The sequence below is a fragment of the Actinomadura sp. 7K507 genome, from assembly GCF_004348425.1.
Taxonomy (GTDB): domain Bacteria; phylum Actinomycetota; class Actinomycetes; order Streptosporangiales; family Streptosporangiaceae; genus Spirillospora.
Genome location: NZ_SMKK01000025.1, coordinates 34,635 through 51,885, shown reverse-complemented (window position 1 = coordinate 51,885; position 17,251 = coordinate 34,635). Strand labels below are relative to the sequence as shown.

Annotated in this window: 13 protein-coding genes; 6 read left to right on the top strand and 7 right to left on the bottom strand. The window is 67.8% G+C overall.

Translation table 11 applies throughout. The features are described from left to right. Window positions 1-345 precede the first annotated feature (345 nt). Window positions 346-1,329, bottom strand: coding sequence for a helix-turn-helix domain-containing protein (locus E1285_RS08565; protein WP_132149875.1), 984 nt, complete (start codon window positions 1,327-1,329; stop codon window positions 346-348). 98 nt (window positions 1,330-1,427) lie between these two features. Here E1285_RS08565 and E1285_RS08560 point away from each other — a divergent pair, with 98 nt between their 5' ends. After that, on the top strand, window positions 1,428-2,459 hold the full coding sequence (locus E1285_RS08560) for a saccharopine dehydrogenase NADP-binding domain-containing protein (RefSeq protein ID WP_132149873.1): 1,032 nt from the start codon (window positions 1,428-1,430) through the stop codon (window positions 2,457-2,459). Window positions 2,460-2,547: 88 nt separating this feature from the next. Beyond that, window positions 2,548-3,054, top strand: coding sequence for a hypothetical protein (locus E1285_RS08555; RefSeq protein WP_132149871.1), 507 nt, complete (start codon window positions 2,548-2,550; stop codon window positions 3,052-3,054). Here the strand turns inward: E1285_RS08555 and E1285_RS08550 are convergent. The 4 genes from E1285_RS08550 to E1285_RS08535 all read right to left on the bottom strand — a co-directional run bounded on the left by E1285_RS08550 (window position 3,051) and on the right by E1285_RS08535 (window position 7,203). Continuing rightward, entirely contained in the window at window positions 3,051-4,190 is a 1,140-nt protein-coding gene (locus E1285_RS08550) for an acetyl-CoA acetyltransferase (RefSeq protein WP_132149869.1), read from the bottom strand. The genes E1285_RS08555 and E1285_RS08550 overlap by 4 nt on opposite strands. Next, window positions 4,187-4,477 (bottom strand): OB-fold domain-containing protein, encoded by a 291-nt coding sequence (locus tag E1285_RS47195; protein WP_279509928.1) that lies wholly within the window; start codon window positions 4,475-4,477, stop codon window positions 4,187-4,189. Before E1285_RS47195 ends, E1285_RS08550 begins: the two co-directional genes overlap by 4 nt. A gap of 131 nt (window positions 4,478-4,608) precedes the next feature. Beyond that, a complete protein-coding gene (locus E1285_RS08540) occupies window positions 4,609-5,586 on the bottom strand; it encodes a cyclase family protein (RefSeq protein WP_132149865.1) in 978 nt (325 codons plus the stop codon). 57 nt (window positions 5,587-5,643) lie between these two features. Further along, complete coding sequence (locus tag E1285_RS08535) at window positions 5,644-7,203, bottom strand: long-chain fatty acid--CoA ligase (RefSeq protein ID WP_132149863.1); 1,560 nt, start codon at window positions 7,201-7,203, stop codon at window positions 5,644-5,646. 390 nt (window positions 7,204-7,593) lie between these two features. On the opposite strand from E1285_RS08535, the gene E1285_RS08530 reads away from it, so the two are divergent. After that, entirely contained in the window at window positions 7,594-8,778 is a 1,185-nt protein-coding gene (locus tag E1285_RS08530; protein WP_132149861.1) for an alpha/beta fold hydrolase, read from the top strand. 16 nt (window positions 8,779-8,794) lie between these two features. Then, window positions 8,795-10,474 (top strand): AMP-dependent synthetase/ligase, encoded by a 1,680-nt coding sequence (locus E1285_RS08525; protein WP_132149859.1) that lies wholly within the window; start codon window positions 8,795-8,797, stop codon window positions 10,472-10,474. Between the two features lie 96 nt (window positions 10,475-10,570). On the opposite strand, the gene E1285_RS08520 is transcribed toward E1285_RS08525, so the two are convergent. After that, complete coding sequence (locus E1285_RS08520; protein ID WP_132149857.1) at window positions 10,571-11,440, bottom strand: IclR family transcriptional regulator; 870 nt, start codon at window positions 11,438-11,440, stop codon at window positions 10,571-10,573. 208 nt (window positions 11,441-11,648) lie between these two features. Between E1285_RS08520 and E1285_RS08515 the strand changes: the two genes are divergently transcribed. Together E1285_RS08515 and E1285_RS08510 are read left to right on the top strand one after the other, a co-directional pair. Continuing rightward, entirely contained in the window at window positions 11,649-13,232 is a 1,584-nt protein-coding gene (locus E1285_RS08515) for an AMP-binding protein (protein WP_165966518.1), read from the top strand. Window positions 13,233-13,427: 195 nt separating this feature from the next. After that, a complete protein-coding gene (locus E1285_RS08510; RefSeq protein WP_132149853.1) occupies window positions 13,428-14,888 on the top strand; it encodes an MFS transporter in 1,461 nt (486 codons plus the stop codon). 694 nt (window positions 14,889-15,582) lie between these two features. On the opposite strand, the gene E1285_RS08505 is transcribed toward E1285_RS08510, so the two are convergent. Then, window positions 15,583-17,130 (bottom strand): MGMT family protein, encoded by a 1,548-nt coding sequence (locus E1285_RS08505; protein WP_165966517.1) that lies wholly within the window; start codon window positions 17,128-17,130, stop codon window positions 15,583-15,585. Window positions 17,131-17,251 lie beyond the last annotated feature (121 nt).

Genomic DNA, 17,251 nt, shown 5'->3' with positions numbered 1-17,251 from the left:
CGGCCACCATCGCCATCAACGGCACCCACCAGACCTTCGCCCCCGCCATCCCCGACAAGCAGCAAGCCATCCTCAACGCGATCCAGAACCCAGACCCTCACGCACTAAGCGAATGAGCCAACTCAGGCCGTACGCAGCTGACCGTCTCCGGCTCGCCCAGGTACTCATGCAGTACGTGGCCTGTTCCCCACCGCATCCAGAGGCATTCCACGGCGGGCCGTGTCGAGCAGATCGGTGGTGAGAGGGCAACGGGGTTGGGGCTCCTGTCGGCTCCCACGAACTGGCGTCCGTCAACACTTCAAGGTCGTCAGCGAACGTCCCTTCTGCCGACTTTCGGATGATGGCTCAGGGGCGTTTGTCGGGTTGTCCGTTGCCGTCCGGGTAGGGGCGGGTCTGCGTTCGGAAAGTGCGGCGGTAGGTGTCCGGGGGGACGCCGAGCGTGCTTTTGAAATGGCGGCGCAATGTCGTGGCGGTGCCCATACCGGTGGTCGCCGCGATGGTGTCGATGCTGTCGTCGGTCTTCTCCAGCAGTTCCTGTGCATGGCGGATCCGCTGGGTCAGCACCCATTGCAGTGGGGTGGTGCCGGTCACCGCTTTGAAGTGGCGTCCCAGGTGGCGTGAACTCATTCGTGCCTGGCGGGCCAGGTCCTCTACTGTCAGCGGCTGGTCGAGCCGGTCGATGACCCAGGGGAACAGGGCGCCGAGCGGGTGATGGTCTTGGGCGGGTACCGGGCTCGTGACGAACTGGGCTTGGCCCCCGGCCCGGTGCGGTGCTACCACCAGGCGTCGAGCGACGGTGTTGGCGATCGACGAGCCGTGGTCGAGTCGGACGAGGTGCAGGCAGAGGTCCAGCGCCGCGGCCTTGCCGGCGGAGGTGAGGACGCTGCCGTTGTCCACGTAGAGCACGTCCGGGTCGACATCCACGCGGGGGTAGCGGGCGGCCAGGGCGTCGGTGTGCGCCCAGTGCGTGGTCGCGCGCTCTCCGTCCAGCAGGCCGGCCGCGGCCAGCACGAACGCCCCCGTACAGAGGGAGACCACGCGCGCCCCGGCCTGGTGGGCCGCGCGCACCGCGTCGACCAGGTCGGCGGGTGGGTCTTCGTCGACGTCGGCCCAGCCCGGGACGATCACGGTGTCGGCCTGCTGGAGCCGGTCGAGTCCGAGGTCTGGCTCTACCCGCAGCAGGCCCACGGATAGGGCGGCCGGCCCGCAGACGGCGACCTCGTACCAGGGGACCGTTACGCCTGCCGGGGCAGTGGCGAAGACCTCGAACGCCAGGGACAACTCGAAGTGCAGCATCCCGGTGGTAACGGCCAGCGCGACGGTCTTCATGTCCGAAATTGTACGGGTCATGGCGTTCTGGACACTCGCTGTCGGGTGCCCGCCGCGGTCAGGATGTCCGCATCGGATCATTCGAGCAGGGAGCGCCCATGGGGTCGGGACAAGTGGTGGCGGTGTTCGGCGCTTACGGCCACACCGGACGGTTCGTGGTCACGGAACTGCGGGAGCGCGGGTACGTCCCGATCGTGTCCGGCCGCGACGCCGGCAAGCTGCGGACGCTGGCGGCGTCCGATCCCCGGATCGAGGCCCGGACGGCGGAGATCGACGATCCGGACTCGCTCGACCGCGCGCTGGCCGGTGCGGCAGCGGTGATCAACTGTGCCGGGCCCTTCGCCGCGACCGTGGGCCCCGTGATCGACGCGGCGCTGCGCGCCGGGATCCCGTACGTGGACGTGGCCGCCGAGATCGAAGCCAACGTCGACACGTTCGCGCACTACGCCGCCCCCGCCCGCGCCGCGGGAGCGGTGATCGTCCCCGCGATGGCCTTCTTCGGCGGCCTCGGCGACCTGCTGGCCACCGCGGCGATGGGCGACTGGACGGCGGCCGACGAGGCGCACATCGCCTACGGGCTGAGCAGTTGGCACCCCACACAAGGGACGCGCGCCTCGGGCAAGGTCTCGCACGAGCGGCGGAACGGCGGACGCGTCCGCTACGCGAAGGGGCAACTGGAGTACCGCGCCGACGAACCGCCCACCCTGGAGTGGCCCTTCCCCGACCCGATGGGCACCCGGGCGGTCATCGGCGAGTTCACGATGGCCGACGTCGTCACTGTTCCCAGTCACCTGAACATCCCCGAGGTGTGCACCTACATGGCGATCGAGGCGGCCAGGGACCTGTCGGCCCCGGACACACCGCCGCCGGCCGCTGCCGACGAGAACGGACGGTCCGCGCAGACCTTCCTCGTCGACGTCGTCGTGCGCTCCGGCGACGGTGAACGGCGTGCCGTGGCAAGCGGCCAGGACATCTACGCCATCACCGCACCGCTCGTCGTGGAAGCGGTCGACCGCATCCTCAGCGGAAGGACCAGAACCGTCGGCGTCGCCTCGGCAGGCGAGATCTTCGACGCCCCGGACTTCCTCCACGCGCTGTCATCCCACATTTCCCTGCAACTACATCCGTAGCCGACAGGTCCCCAACGCTTTACTGGCGTAACGTGCCGTGACCTCCACTCGCCGCACCTGGCCGACCACCCTTGGCGTGTGGTGCGGCGTGAGCCTCCTTCTCCTGCTCGGACTGACGGTGGGAGGTGGCCTACTCGTCAACGGCATCGACGCCTACCGGGCCATTGAGGGCGGCGTACCGGGAGTCTTCGCGGCGGAGCGCATGGACGGCGGCGGCAGGGGCGACCGCTGGTGGGTGGGTGACTTCACCAGTGACGACGGCTCCGTGCGGTTGGAGGACGTCCGGCTCGCAGGAGTCGAACCCGATGCCGGAGCCCGGCCGCCGTCGCCCCTGAGCGCGGTCGCCAGCGGCGACGCAGATGCCGACCGCGTCTACCCGACCGGCAGCCGTCCGTGGCTCAAACCCCTCATCGGTGCCGTGCTGCTCCTGCTGTTCTGCCCGATCGGCTCTGTCCTGCTCGTGCGCAACTTCCGCACCTGGCGGCGGAGGCAGGCCGCCGTGCAGGCGTCTGGTGTCGGTGAGAAGTCGGACTCCAGGCGGTGTGCCCGGTCAGCGTGTCGTTGGCGACACGCGTCAGGCAGATCGGATCGTTAGGGCTCGAGCGAGAGGACGGCCGTCGCGTGGGCTGCCAGGGTCATGCCCATGCCGTGGACCAGCGAGTGGGCGGCGCCGGGTATCTGGCGCTCGGCGGCTGTGCCGCGGAGCTGCTCGATAGCGTCCAGGAGCAGGTACAGGCCCAGCATCCCTGGGTGGAGATGGGACAGGCCTCCGCCACTGGGGTTGACGGCAAGCGTGCCGCCCGGGGCGATGTTCCCGTCGGCGAGGAAGGGCCCGCCCTCACCCTTGGGGCAGAATCCGATGTCCTCGAGCAGGATCAGCAGGCTGATGGTGAAGGCGTCGTAGATGTGCGCGGTGTCGATGTCGCTGAGGTCGAGTCCAGCCATGCGGAGCGCGCGGGACGCTGAGACCCCTGCGCGAGTGGAGGTCAGGTCGGGCATGGCGAGGATATTGCGGTGGTTGCTCTCCTCAGCGACCCCACGCACGTAGATCGGGTGTTGGGGCAGGTGCCCGGCACGCGCCGCCGAGGTCACGATCACGGCCGCGCCGCCGTCGGTGACCTGGCAGCAGTCGTACTTGTGGAGCGGTGAGGCGATCATGGGGGAGGAGAGCACGTCCGCGACGGTGATCGGGTCGCTGAAGCGCGCCTTCGGGTTGCGGATCGCCCACTCCCGCGCTGAGACCGCGGCGGCGGCGAGATGCTCGCCGGTCGTCCCGAACTCGGACATGTGGCGATGCGCGATCATGCCGAAGCTCCCGACCGGGTGGATCAGGCCGTACGGCTCCTCGAACACCAGCTTCTCCGACATGCTGATCAGTCTTCCGCCGTCCGAGCGCTGGGTGCTGCCGTAGGTCACCAGGGCGACCTCGCACAGCCCTGCGTCGATGGCTGCGGCCGCGTGGGCCAGATGGGCGATGAAGGAGCATCCGCCGATGTTGCTCGAGTCCAGGTAGCGCGGTTGCAGTCCCATGTACTCGCACACGCTGAGGGCGGGAAAGGCATGGTAGGCGGAGGCGACGAAGACCGCGTCGATGTCGTGCTTGCGCAGCCCGGCATCGGCGATCGCGCGCCGGGACGCTTCGGCCGCAAGGCCGAGGGGTGAGCGGCCGTGGCCCGGCGCGATGTCCGCTTCGCCGGCTCCGGCGATGGCCGCGAGGCTGCGGACGCTCACGTGGTCTCCTGTGCGGCGGGGCGGAATCGTGGCAGAACGACGTTCCCGGGGCCGGGCTCGAAGCGGGCCTTGACGCGCATGCCGACGGCGAGGGCGCCCTCTTCGTAGTCACGCAGGTCGGCGAGTACGCGAACGCCCTCGTCGAGGTCGACGAGGACCAAGGTGTAGGGGACCTCGTCCGCGAATCCCGCTGCGCCCGGACGGTGCTGCACCGTGAAGGTGTGTATGACACCGCGGCCTGAGGATGTCCTGTTCACCAGTGCGGTTGACCAGCATGAGGGGCACATCGTCCGCGGGTAGGACGGGACGGCGCCGCACTCGGCACACTGCTGGTAGAGGATGGCGCCGCCTTCCGCGGCCTCGAACCAGGACTCTTCCTCGCCACGTGGAAAAGGGACGGGTTTGGTCTCAGCCATGCTCAGAACACCGCCACCGGGGCCAGTGGCGATCCGACCGCCCTGGTGATGCGCAGTGGCGGACCCGAGAACATGAACTCCCACCGTCCCTCCTCGGAGCATGCCTGCGCCAGCGGCTCGAGGTCGAAGATCTCCCCTACCCACAGGCCCATGTAGACGAGAAAGACGATGTGGAGCGGCTGGTTGGTGTCGGGGGTCTCGTTGGGCCGCACCTCCATCCCCCATGTGTCGGTGGCCAGGGCGGCGATCTTTCGGTCGCCGACCCAGGGCACGGCGTCCAAGCCCAGTCCCGGCGCCGCGCCGCCGGCGTAGTCACCCCATGAGCCTCGGTCTCGGACCTCGGCCATCTGGCCGGTGCGGACGAAGACGAAGTCGCCGCGCCCGACGGAGACGCCCTGCCGGCGCTCGCACTCCTCCAGGTCCGCAGAGGTGACGGCGTAGCCCGACGGGAGCCACCGGACGCCCTTGGCTGCGGGGACGTCCAACAGCACACCCCGACCGATCATCCGGGAACACCCGCCGGTGATGTCGTTCTTCAGCGCGCCCTTGCTGCCCACCTGGTCGGCGGTGAAGCCGTTGTACATCTTGCCCTCGAAAAAGATGTGGGCCAGGGCGTCCCACTGCGTGCCACTCTGCAGCGGCATGATCAAGATGTCATCGGTCCCACGCATGTGGCGGTCCTGCCCGCCGTAGAAGTCGCGGACCATCGTGCCGGCCGCCACGTCCCCTCCGTCACGGATCATCAGATGGATGGGGTTGAAGCGGCCCAGGCCCCCGCCGCCCGACTGCGGCCCCTGATCGTCGATCGGCAGTCCCATCTCCGCGATCCGGCCGGTGCGTACCAGTCCGGCAGCCTTGACGACGTCCTCGGGCTTGATGTGGTTGAGCGTGCCGAACTCGTCGTCGTCACCCCATTTGCCCCAGTTACCGTACTTGTCGCCAAGTGCCCGGACGGTGGCAATGTTCGGTGTGGTGTTCACGGTGCTCCTATTGATGAGACAATGTCTCGCTAGAGTTCGATCTCGACCGGGTGTTGATCAGGTCTGCGCAGCGGCCGGAGATTCCGGGTCGGCGGCGGTCGTCGACTCCCCGCCCGCACCGAACCGGCGCAGCTGGGTCTTGAGGAGCTTGCCCGACGCGTTCCGGGGGAGCGCCGACACGAATCTGTACTCGGCCGGCTGCTTGAACCGTGCGAGGCGCCCGGCCGCATGACGACGGAGGTGCTCCGCGTTCGCCGCCGAGGCCGGCTGAAGCACCACGTAGGCCAAAGGCACCTCCCCCCACCTCGGGTGGGCCGTGCCGACGACGGCGGCGTCAGCGACGTCCGGATGCTCGAGCAGGCACTGCTCCACTTCGGCCGACGAGATGTTCTCGCCGCCGCTGATGATGATGTCCTTGAGGCGGTCGACGACCCGGACGTAGCCGTCCTCGGTCAGCACTCCGCCGTCACCGGTATGGAGCCAGCCGTCGCGGATGGCAGCCGTCGCGTCCGGGCGGTTCCAGTACTCCCGGATCACGTTCGGGCCGCGGATGATGATCTCGCCGTGCTCGCCCGCGCGGAGTTCGCGGCCCGCTTCGTCGACGACACGGACGTCCACGAAGAGCCCCGGCTTCCCGGAGAAGCCGATCCGCTCGGTGACGTCCTCGGGCATCGTCAGGCTGATCATCGCCGCCGCCTCGGTCATGCCGTATCCGTTGCAGACCGGGACACCACGCCGGGCGTACAACCGGATGACGTCGTCCTTGACCGGCGCCCCACCGCAATACACCCAGGCGACCGAGCTGAGGTCGGCCTCGTCGAATCCGTCTTGGGCGGCGATCATCTCCAGCATGACCGACGCGCCGAAGAACGAGTTCACCCGGTAATCCGGAATCAGCGCGAGGATCCGGGCGGGATCGAATCCGCGTTCCAGGACGACCGTCCCCCCTTTGAGGAACGTGTTGAGGAAGTTCACGTTGATCCCGCCGATGTGGAACAGCGGGGCGGCTACCAGGGCGACGTGATCCGGTCCGTACGCATGCGTGCAGTCGTGCGAGACGACGGCCGCGATGATGTTGTCGTAGGTGATCATCGCGCCCTTCGGGCGGCCTTCGGTGCCTGAGGTGTACATCAGGACGGCCAGCTCCGTGCCGGCGGTCGCGACGGGCGGCGGGTTCGACCCGTCGCCCGCCAGACCAGCGAGCAGGGGTTCTGCGTCCAGATCGTTGGGAATGAGTTCCGTGCCCGGGAGGTCGGCCGCGATGCTCTCGACGGCCGGCCCGAAGGCGGTGTCGTACACCAGGAACTTCGCCCCGGAATCCTCGACGATGAACTGGATTTCCGGGCCGGTCAGGCGCCAGTTGATCGGCGTCATCACCGCACCGATCCGGGCGCAGCCGAAGAGCACGGCGACGAACGCGGGGTGATTCACGCCCACGTAGGCGACCCGGTCTCCGCGAGCGGCACCGAGCTCGCTGAGTGCCGCCGCGACCCGTGCGCATTCCGCGTCGAGTTCCGCATAGGTCCAGGTCTCGCCCTCGAAGACCAGGGCGACGCGGTCGGGCATGCGCGTGGTCTGCCGCCAGAGCCATTCTCCGAATCCGGGAAGGTGCGACATGGATGGAACCTCCGGCTGTGCCTAGGGAATCGGTGTACGCCGTGCGGCCCGGACCGTCAGCGCGACCTTGCCTGGCGCGAGCCGCTCATCCAGCTGCCGCAAAGCCTCGGCGGCCCGTTCCAGTGGAATGTGATCGCGCCCGGAGGCTCGGCGTCCTCGCGTTGCTGAAAGAACTGGATGAGACAGTGTCTTAATTCGTGACCGTAGATGACGTGCGAACCACTGTCAACGGCCGCCCTCATTGGCCGGCGGCCGAGGTCACCCGAGGCGGCAATGCTGAGACGTCGTCTCCGCCGCGACCTGGCGACCGGAGCCGGAGGCCGTTGACGCCGCCCTGCAACGGGTGCCAGTATGCAGGAATAAGACACTGTCTCATTGGAGGTATCTCGCATGACGACCAGCGTGGCCACCGACGCACCCGCCTACGAGCCCCCGTTCGGCGCGTTCGAGTACTTTCCAGACAACCTCGAGTGGTCCACTCAGATGATCAGGCTCTTCTCCTACTGTTACGTGAGGGGAGCCGACTTCAGCGAAGTGCACTCGGTGGCCAAGTCCCTGCCAGTCGGTGACAACGCGGCCTGGGAGGCCGGCTTCGGCGCGTTGGCCGAGCGCATCGAGAGCGACGCCCGAGCCTCGCTGGCAGCCGGGCACACGGTGTCGGCACGCGACTACTTCCTCAGGGCGACGATCTATCACCGGATCTCCGGGCAGATGGCCGACATCGGCGGCGAGCACGAGGTCGCTCCCGGGTTGGAGGGGTCGATCCGGTGCTTCCGGGAGGCGGCCGCCCTCATGCATCCTGCCTTCGTTCCGGTCGAAGTGCCTTATGAGGGCGCGTCGCTGCCCGGATATCTCTGCGTGCCAGAGGCGGCGGATGGCGCGAAGGTGCCCGCGGTGATCGACTTCGGCGGTATCGACGCCTGGGCCGAGGAGCAGTACTTCAAGATCGGTGCCGCTCTGGTCGAGCGGGGCTACGCGGTCCTGCTGCTGAACGGCCCTGGCCAGGGCGAGGCCAAGACGCGCGGCATCCATGGGCGCCACGACTTCGAGGTCGCCGCCGCGGCCGCGGTGGACTTCATCGGGGCACGGCCCGGCGTCGACGCCGACCGCCTCGGCCTGATCGGGTCGAGCTTGGGCGGCTACTTCGCCGCGCGTGCGGCGGCGTTCGAGCCGCGGTTGAAGGCGACCGTCATCTGGGGGGCCGTGAACGGGAACTTCGCCCGGGTCTTCGATGAGGCGGCGGTCGCCGGACGCCGCGGATCACGGGTCCGGCAGCTTGAGCGATTCCTCGGTGTCGAAGGGCGGGGAGCGCTGATCGAGACCGCGTCGCTCTTCCAGCTGGGGCCCGACGTCATGCGCAACGTCTCGGCGCCGATCCTGATCATGCACGGAGAGAGTGACGCCCTGGTCCCGCCGTCCGATGCGCAGGCCGTCTACGACGACGTCGTCCACCCCGACAAGACACTGCTGATCTACCCGGCAGGCACGCCGGGCAGCGCCCATTGCCAGCTCGATTCCCTGGGAGTCGCCCAGCGCGACATGGGCGACTGGCTCGACGACAAACTCAGCGGGTGACCCCGGAGGCATGAGGATGACGACGAAGGACTCACCGGCGGCGACCAAGGTCCAGGCGCGCCTGGAAGAGGCCCGCACAGTATGCGACGTGCTTCTCAACGTCGTCGCGAAACACCCGGACCGGGTCGCGTTGCGCTCGTATGAGTCCGGCGCCGAGTGGACCTACGCCCAGGCGTACGCCCGGATCGGGGCGATCGCCGGACGGCTCCGGTCGCTGGGGGTGGGCCGGGGCGATGCGGTGGCGCTGATGATGCGCAATCTTCCAGAGTTCCACGTCGCCGACGCAGCGGCGATGGTCCTCGGCGCGGTGCCGTTCAGCGTTTACAACACCTCTTCGCCCGACCAGGTCCGGTTCCTGTTGTCCGATGCCGGGACCCGGCTTGTGGTGGCCGAGTCGTCGTTCGTCCCGGTGCTTCGCCAAGCGCAGTCCCTGGGCGCACCGATCACGCAGATCCTGGTGATCGACGAGCTCGTCGACGGCTGCGAGGACCTTCTGCGAGAGCTCGCCTCCGACGAGACGACGTTCGACTTCGGCTGCGCCGCCGACCTTCAGCCGGACGACCCGCTGACCATTATCTACACGTCGGGAACGATGGGGCCGCCGAAGGGCGTCGAGCTGACCCATGCCGGCATGCTCGCGCAGCTGCGTGCCGTGCACGCGGCCATGCCGCTGGCCGGTGGCGGGCGACAGGTCGGGTTCCTCCCGGCAGCACACGTCGCCGACAGGTGGAGCTCGCACTACTCGTCGTTCATGACGTACGGCAACACGTTGGTCACGGTCGCCGACGTCTCGAACCTCCCCGCCGCCGTCGCATCGACGCGTCCCACGTTCTTCGGTGCCCCGCCGCGGGTCTGGGAGAAGTTCAAGGCCGCGATCGAGGCGTCGTACTCCGGTGACCTGCTGGCCGACGTGGCGGCGGACCCGGCCATCGCCGCGGGAGTACGCGAGAGGCTCGGGCTGGCCGACACACGATGGATCATCACCGGCTCGGCGCCCACGCCGATAGCGGTGGTCGAGTTCTTCACCGCACTGGGACTGCCCCTCTGCGAGGTGTTGGGCATGTCGGAGACGTCAGGTTGCCCGGCGGGGAACACGCCCGACGCGATCCGTCCCGGAAGCGTCGGCCGGCCTTTCGCGCAGGTCGAAACCGCCATGGCGCCGGACGGTGAGCTGCTGATCCGGAGCCCGCAGGTCATGCGGGGCTACCGCGGTCTCCCCGAGCGCACGGCGGAGACGATCGATCCGGACGGCTGGCTCCACACAGGCGACATCGTCCGGATCGATGAGGACGGCTTCCTCTGGATCATCGACCGCAAGAAGGAGCTCATCATCAGCGCCGGCGGCAAGAACATGTCCCCGGCCAACATCGAGCTGGCGGTGCGTTCGGCGGGGACCTTGATCGGTCAGGTGTGCGTGATCGGTGATGGGAGACCGTACAACGTCGCACTGATCGTGCTGGAACCCGCGTCGATGGGCGGGCGGCCGGTCGTTGACGCGGGGCTGGCCGAGGAGGTACGTGCCCAGGTCGAGCGGGCCAACGTGAATCTCTCCCGCGTCGAACAGATCAAGAAGTTCACGATCCTGGCGGAGCAGTGGTCGCCGGGTGCCGAGCTCACGCCGACGATGAAGCTCAGGCGCCAGGTGATCGCCGAGCGCTACGCCGATGAGATCGACCGCCTGTACGAGGCCGAGTGACGGGGGCGCGCCACGGCGCCGCGGCCCCGCCCGGCCGCGAGGAGTGCGACCGTGGAGATCACGCAGGGAGGGCGGCCGCGGTTCTTGAGCCGCCCGTTACGGCACAGCGGTGTCAGCGTCCTCGTCGGCCGTGTAGCCGAGCCGGCGCGACAGCGTCTCGGCCGCCGCCCGTACGGCGGGGCCGATGACCGCCGCACGGTCGGCGCCCAGTCGATCGATCGGCGCGCTGAGCGTGATCGCTCCATGGCACCGGCCGCCGGCGTCGAAGAACGGGCTCGCCACGCCGCCGCCGCGGGCGACCCAGCCGCTCTTGGAGTAGGCGTAGCCCAGCTCACGGTCATGAGCCAGCTGCGCTCGGTAATGGTCGGCTTCGGTGATGCTGTCCGGCGTGTAGGCCGTCAGGCCCGCTGCGAGGATCTCGTCGACCTCGGAGTTCGGTAGCGCCGAGAGGATCGCACGTCCCGACGCGCCGGTCGTCAACGGGAACGGCTCATTGAGTTCGAGGATGTAGCGGATTCGCTGCGCGCAGTCGACCTTGTCTCGGAAGACCACCTGATGATCCTGCCGTACGGCGAGGTACGTGGTCTCGTCGAACTGCTCGGTGAGGCTCTCCAGAAGCGGCTTCGCCGCCCGCCACAGGGAGTCGCGCTGACGCACGGCGGCCGCCACCGCGAAAAACTCCGGCCCGACGGTGTAGGTCCCACGCTCCTCGCCGTGCTGCACCCATCCCAGGCTCTCGAGCTGGCGGAACAGCCGGCTGGCCGCGGACCGGTCGATGCCGGTGATGCGCTCGGCCTCGCGAGGTCCCACGCCGTTCTCCCGCCGACCGACAAGGTCGAGCAGGGCGATTACACGCGAGGCGACACTCGGCCCTTGGGGCGCCGCCTCGACGGCCCCGGTCGGCGTCTCCGAAGCCGCCGACCGCGGTCGGGCGCTGGTCGCCTTCTGTGGCCGCTCTGCCTTCATGACCGCGGTTCCCTCTCGACTCGTGCCCTCGCTCTTATCCGGCTCGTGCCGCCGCACCAGTCGATCATATGTCTCTCTGGCCAAGACATGCGATGTGAATGCCGCGTCACCGGACGCGTCGGACGCTGCGCGCCGGTACGAGGCCGTGTTGCCGCCACACAGACCCGACGGTACGTTGAATAAGACACCGTCTCACTCAGGAGAGTTCATGGACCTCGCCACTATGAACTTCCGTTCCTTCTTCGAGGAAGCGGCCGCGCACGTCCCAGAGCGTCCCTACCTCATCTGGACCGGGGACGACTCCGCCATGACCTACGCGGAGTTCGACACGGCGACCAACCGGGCCGCCAACGCCTGGACCGAGCTGGGCGTGAGGCCCGGCGACCGGGTCGCCTTCATGCTCGACAATTCACCGCAGTTCCTGGTCGCCTGGCTGGGGCTGGCCAAGATCGGAGCGTGCCTGGTCGCCATCAACACAGGTTTCCGCCACGACGAGGCGTCCTACCTGGTCGGGGACTCCGAGGCGCGGTTCGTCCTCACCAGCCCCGCCTACCTCCCCGTGCTCGACGGAGTACAGCGGGAGCACGCCACGCTCGGCAACGTGCTGACCCTGGAGGAGCACCCCGGCCATGACGCCTTCGCCGCGCTCCAGGCCGCGGCAGACACCATCGCGCCGAAAACCACCCCCCGTGGCGACGACCTCATCAGCCTGATCTACACCTCGGGCACGACCGGGCACCCCAAAGGCGTCATGCAGACGCACTCCAACTTCGTGCTCACCGGCCAGAGTTACCCGGCCTGGATGGGGATGGCGGACGGTGACCGCATCTATGCCTGCCTGCCGCTGTTCCACATCAATTCCCAGGCGTACTCGACCATGGGCGCCATCGGGGCGCGCGGCGCAGTCGTCCTCGCGCCCCGCTTCAGCGCCAGCCGGTTCTGGCCCGAGGTGCGCCGGCACCGGGCGGCGGCGTTCAACTACATCGGGGCGATGGCCGCCATCCTGTCGAAGAAGGAGCCCGCAGCCGACGATCGCGACCATTCGGTCCGGGTCGCCTACGGGGTCCCGGCCCACACCCACGAGACGCGCCTTGCTCTCGAGAAGCGGTTCGGCATGACCATCATCTCCGGATTCGGCATGAGCGAGACCACGTTCGGCCTTGCCGAGTCGTTGACCGGCGAGAGACGGCCGGACTCGATGGGCACGCCGCGTGACCACCCGGACCCGAACCTGCCCCGAACCGAGGCGCGCATCGTCGACGACGACGGCAACGATGTGCCGCCCGGCACCCACGGGGAGCTCCTGCTCCGGAACGCCGCCATGATGCGGGGCTACTTCAACGATCCCGCCAAGACCGCCGAGGCGCTCGACCCTGACGGATGGCTGCACACCGGCGACAACGCCTGGATGGATGAAGACGGCTTCTTCTACTTCGTCGACCGGAAGAAGGACATCGTTCGCCGCCGAGGCGAGAACATCTCGTCCTTGGAAGTCGAGCGTGTCGTCGAACAGCACCCCGGGGTCCTGGAAGCGGCCGTCATCGGAGTCCCTTCCGAGCTGTCCGACGAAGAGGTCCTCGCGTACGTCGTGCGCCGCCCCGGTGCGTACCCGGGACCCGAGGAGATCGTGGAGTGGTGCGCCGACCACCTGGCTCCCTTCAAGATCCCGCGATTCATCGAGTTCGTCGACCAGATGCCCAAGACACCCACCTCGAAGATCCAGAAGGACAAGCTGCGCCGGCTGCTCCCCGGCGTCCGGTACGACCGCGAGGCCGCCACCTCTACCGGCTGAATCGGCACATCTAGGCTGGGTGCCGGTCGTTCTGATGGGGAGCTCGGCGACACCGTCCTCAGGTGTCTCTCCTGGAAAGACAGGAGTTGAACTATCGCGACACCTTCATTGACGCGGCCTGTGGGCAGTGCCACACTAGCTCGACAAGACGCTGTCTCATTGTGTGCGACGGCCGAGTCAGTGATGGAGTAGCCAATGGAGCCCAAGGCAGAACCGATTCCTCCGGAGCGGCCGGGGACCGACTCGGACGAGAACTCCGCATCAACCCCGAGGGCAGAGGTCGCACGACTGACCATCGCGCTGGTCGCGGCGGCAATCTCCCTCGGATTCGGCGTCGGCACGTTCCTGGCGATGCTCCCGGGCTTGGCCGCCCTCGTCGGCCTGAACGCCGGACAACTCATCTGGCTCAGTGCGGCTCAACTGCTGTGTACGGTGGTCGCCGTTCCGATCGTGGGCCGCCTGGGCGACATGTTCGGTCACCGCCGCATGATGTTCCTCGCCGTGGCCGTCACGGGACTCGGCGGGTTGCTTCTGGCCACGGGCACGAGCTTCGCCGTCCTCCTCATCGGACGCGTCATGCAGGGCCTGATCGGAAGCATTTTCCCCCTCGGCGCCGCCCTGGTGCGGGATCGGCTCAGAACCTCGCGTGGTAACACGGTCATCGCGGCGTTCACCGCGTCGATGTTCCTCGGGTCGGTCGCCGGGCTGCTCACCGCGGCCGGACTCAGCGACGCCGAGAACGGGACGAGGTTGGCGTTCTGGATCGCCTTCGGGGTGTTCGCCGCAGCCGCGGCCATCACGCTCGGCGCCCCCGAGTCCGTCGTGCGCGCCAAGCGGAGCATGGACGTGCGCGGTGCCGTCGTGCTCGCCGTCGGACTCGGCGGCATCGTGCTCGGATTGAGCGAGGTCGAGCGCTCAGGGTGGGGCGACGCGCGCACCGCCGGTTACCTGGTGATCGGTCTGCTCATCCTGGTCGGATGGGTTCGGCTTCAGGCGAGCACGCGCCACCCGCTCATCGACGTCCGCGGAATGGCCAACCGGCGGGTGCTGCCGGGCGCCGCCATCGCCCTCGCCTACGGTGTCGCGCAGTACGGAGCGACGACCGCGACGGTCACGTTCATGGCCAGCCCGGCGGACAAGCTGGGGTACGGCCTCTCCATGTCGATCCGCGAGATCGCCCTTCTCCTGGCGCCCTGCGCGGTCGTGGCCTTCCTCTCCGCCGTCTGCGCGGCCCGTCTGGCCGCGCTGGCCGGCGCCCGGGCGGTGCTCGTCGGCGGCGGTGCACTGATCACTCTCGGCTTCATCTCGATGATCGCGTTCCACGACTCGACGACTTCGTTCACGGTGGCGCTGGTGATCCAGTTCGCCGGGCAGGGCATCGTGCAGGCGATGTGGCCCACCGTCCTGAGCGCCGCGGCAGAGGCGACGAAGCGGGGCGCCGTCACCAGCGTCGGCCAGTCGCTCGAGACTCTGGGCGGCGGACTCTCCAACGCCATCTTCGCCGCGATCTTCGGCACGCTCGTCATCGCGGGCACCGACGTCCCCACCGAGAGCGCGTACGAGTGGGTCTGGATCACCTGCGCGGGGATCACGGCTTTGATCATCCCGCTGGCGTACGTGCTGCGCACCATGCGCCGGTCCGCGACAGCCGAATAGCGCGACGAAGTCCTGTGGTTCGGCACCCGAACCACAGGACTTCATCGCGTATTGCCGCAGTACAACCGTTCGATGGGCGATGATCCGCTCATAGGGACGCCTTTGGCACGAACCCGGCCGTTCCCGGTGGATGGCGAGTGCAAGACTCTTCGCGCACTGAAGCTGGACGTCTCCGGCAGTGCGTCCACGTACTCATCGAGCGAACGGACCAGGTCCCAACTTCCTGACTGCATCCGGAACATGCCCAGATCAGGCGCGGCGAGCAGACGGAATGTGATGCAGGTGTCGGCCCTGGGACCCCGGCCGCACTTCGCCATAGCATTCCGATCCACCAGAAGGCCAGGGCACCCGCACGGCTCGCCCCTCCGGCCGACATCCAGGAACCGTACGCCATCACAGTGATGAATGAGCCGGCCGCCCATGCCCCAGAGTTTGAGTTCTGACGCAATCGCAGATGCGCCAGCAACGATGACGTGTACGGAACTGGCCTCGGTCAACACTTAAATGTTGTCTTAGCCTTGGGCCTCCCACTCCTGAACGTCGCCGCCCAGAACGTTCGCGACCGCGTCCGCAACTGCTGGGTCACCGGCCGTCACGCGCCACTCGTCTAGCGCGACGGGGATTCGGCCCTCTATAGGACCCGAGCGGAACCGCCCGACGACATCCCAGCCGATCCGTGCCCTGAGTTCTCCGCTCATGGCCTGTCGCTCACTGACGCTAGAAGGGCGTTGAACGCCTCAATGACGACGTTCGCCGTGTTGGGATCAGCCAGCACAGCGGACTCGACCGAGACACGTGCGCTGTAGTTCGCTCTCCGCATTTGATGGGGCACATCGGTCCAACCGGGAAGCCGCGAGAGGCTGACTGCGAGCTGAGAGAGTACTTGGGACGAGACTCCGTGGTCCCGCAGTTCGGCGAAGTTGATCGAGAGTAGGGATTTTGTTATGCCGACGTAGATGCTCCAAGCCGCCGCCTCGTCAGTGCCGACGCTGAACCGGGCCGTGACGGAGGGATACTCGCCTTCCCCGTAATGGTAACCGCGAAACGCCGCATGCCGTTCAGCGTGCCGGTACACCGCTAGAAGGGTATGTGCAACCTTGCCAGGGCAGTATCGCTTGATGGTTTGGAGGAGGCTTTCCTCGTCCCACCCAGGTTCCGCATGCGGTGTGTCGTCGCGGCGTCCGCCGGGGGGCTCCGGCGCGGGCCCCAAAGTGCCTGCCTCCGCCGGTGCGGAGTTGTAATCGATCGTCGGCGGCGCGGGGTCGCCAAGAGCCTGCTGGATGGCGAGCGCGATCGACTCGAGAAAGGCGATTGTCTCTTCCGCCTCATCGGCGGTGATCGGCAGCTTCTGATCGGGTTGATCAGGGTTGTGGTCAGCGGTGTGGGCGATGTTGTTCCTGCGGCGTGCGATCTCTCGCATCCTTGCCCGGACCTCATCGGAGGTCACCGGAGATGTCGGATCCTGATCTGTAAGTATCTCCGCTACCTTCACCCAGAGCTTGACCTCGCTGACGTGTGCGAACCCCTCCTGGATCTTCTCAGGGCTTTGGAAGGTCTTGTACTCGAACTCCCGCTCCAAGTGCGCCCGGAAGACCTCGGCCAGTGGCTCGGAGTGATGATGGATCTTCTCGAAGAGCGCCACAGGCATGGTCAGCTTGTCGAACTTGGCGGGGCGCGGTACGCCGGGACGCAGCGCAAGAACGACGCCCCGGTCGACGATCTCCCGGGTGACCCAGTGATCGATCGCCGCTACGGCCTGACTCCAGGCCGCCCGGTAGAGGTCGGTGACATCGAAGGCGCCCACCTTGAGATGTTCGAGGTTCTGGCCACCTTGGATGAGTTGGCGTGCATAGCTGATGTTCCGCTGGAACTGGTCGAAGGGCGCCGGAAGCTCGTTCGAGTCCTCCTGAGACTCAGAGAGAGGCGTGAGCACCTTCGCGTCCGGAAACATCTTTCGAAACTCGTCGACGGTGATCCGCCTTGTGCGATCTGCGCGGCCGGCGTCATCGAACGTGAGTCCCTCTTGCTGCAGGACATCCCGGGGGTCGTCAGGCCGCTCCGGGTCCGGCCAGCGGAATCCCGGTGAGATCTTGCCGTTCGCCTGTAGAACCCGGTGTGCTCCCTGGGCTCCCGACTCGGCCATAAATCCGCCCACCGACTGGGCCGCCATGCCAACCAACTCGGCGAGGTCTCCGTAGGTCGTCCAAGACCCGGGCGCCACCTGGGCGAGCGCCTCACGCACACGCCTCCAGCGAGGATCAACGTAGGTCCTGGTCTCGCTCGCTTGGCGCCGGGCACGGTACTCTGTCAACGGCGGCCGAATTCTGACCCCCTGGGGACGTCTGAAAGTTGACCCCCTGATG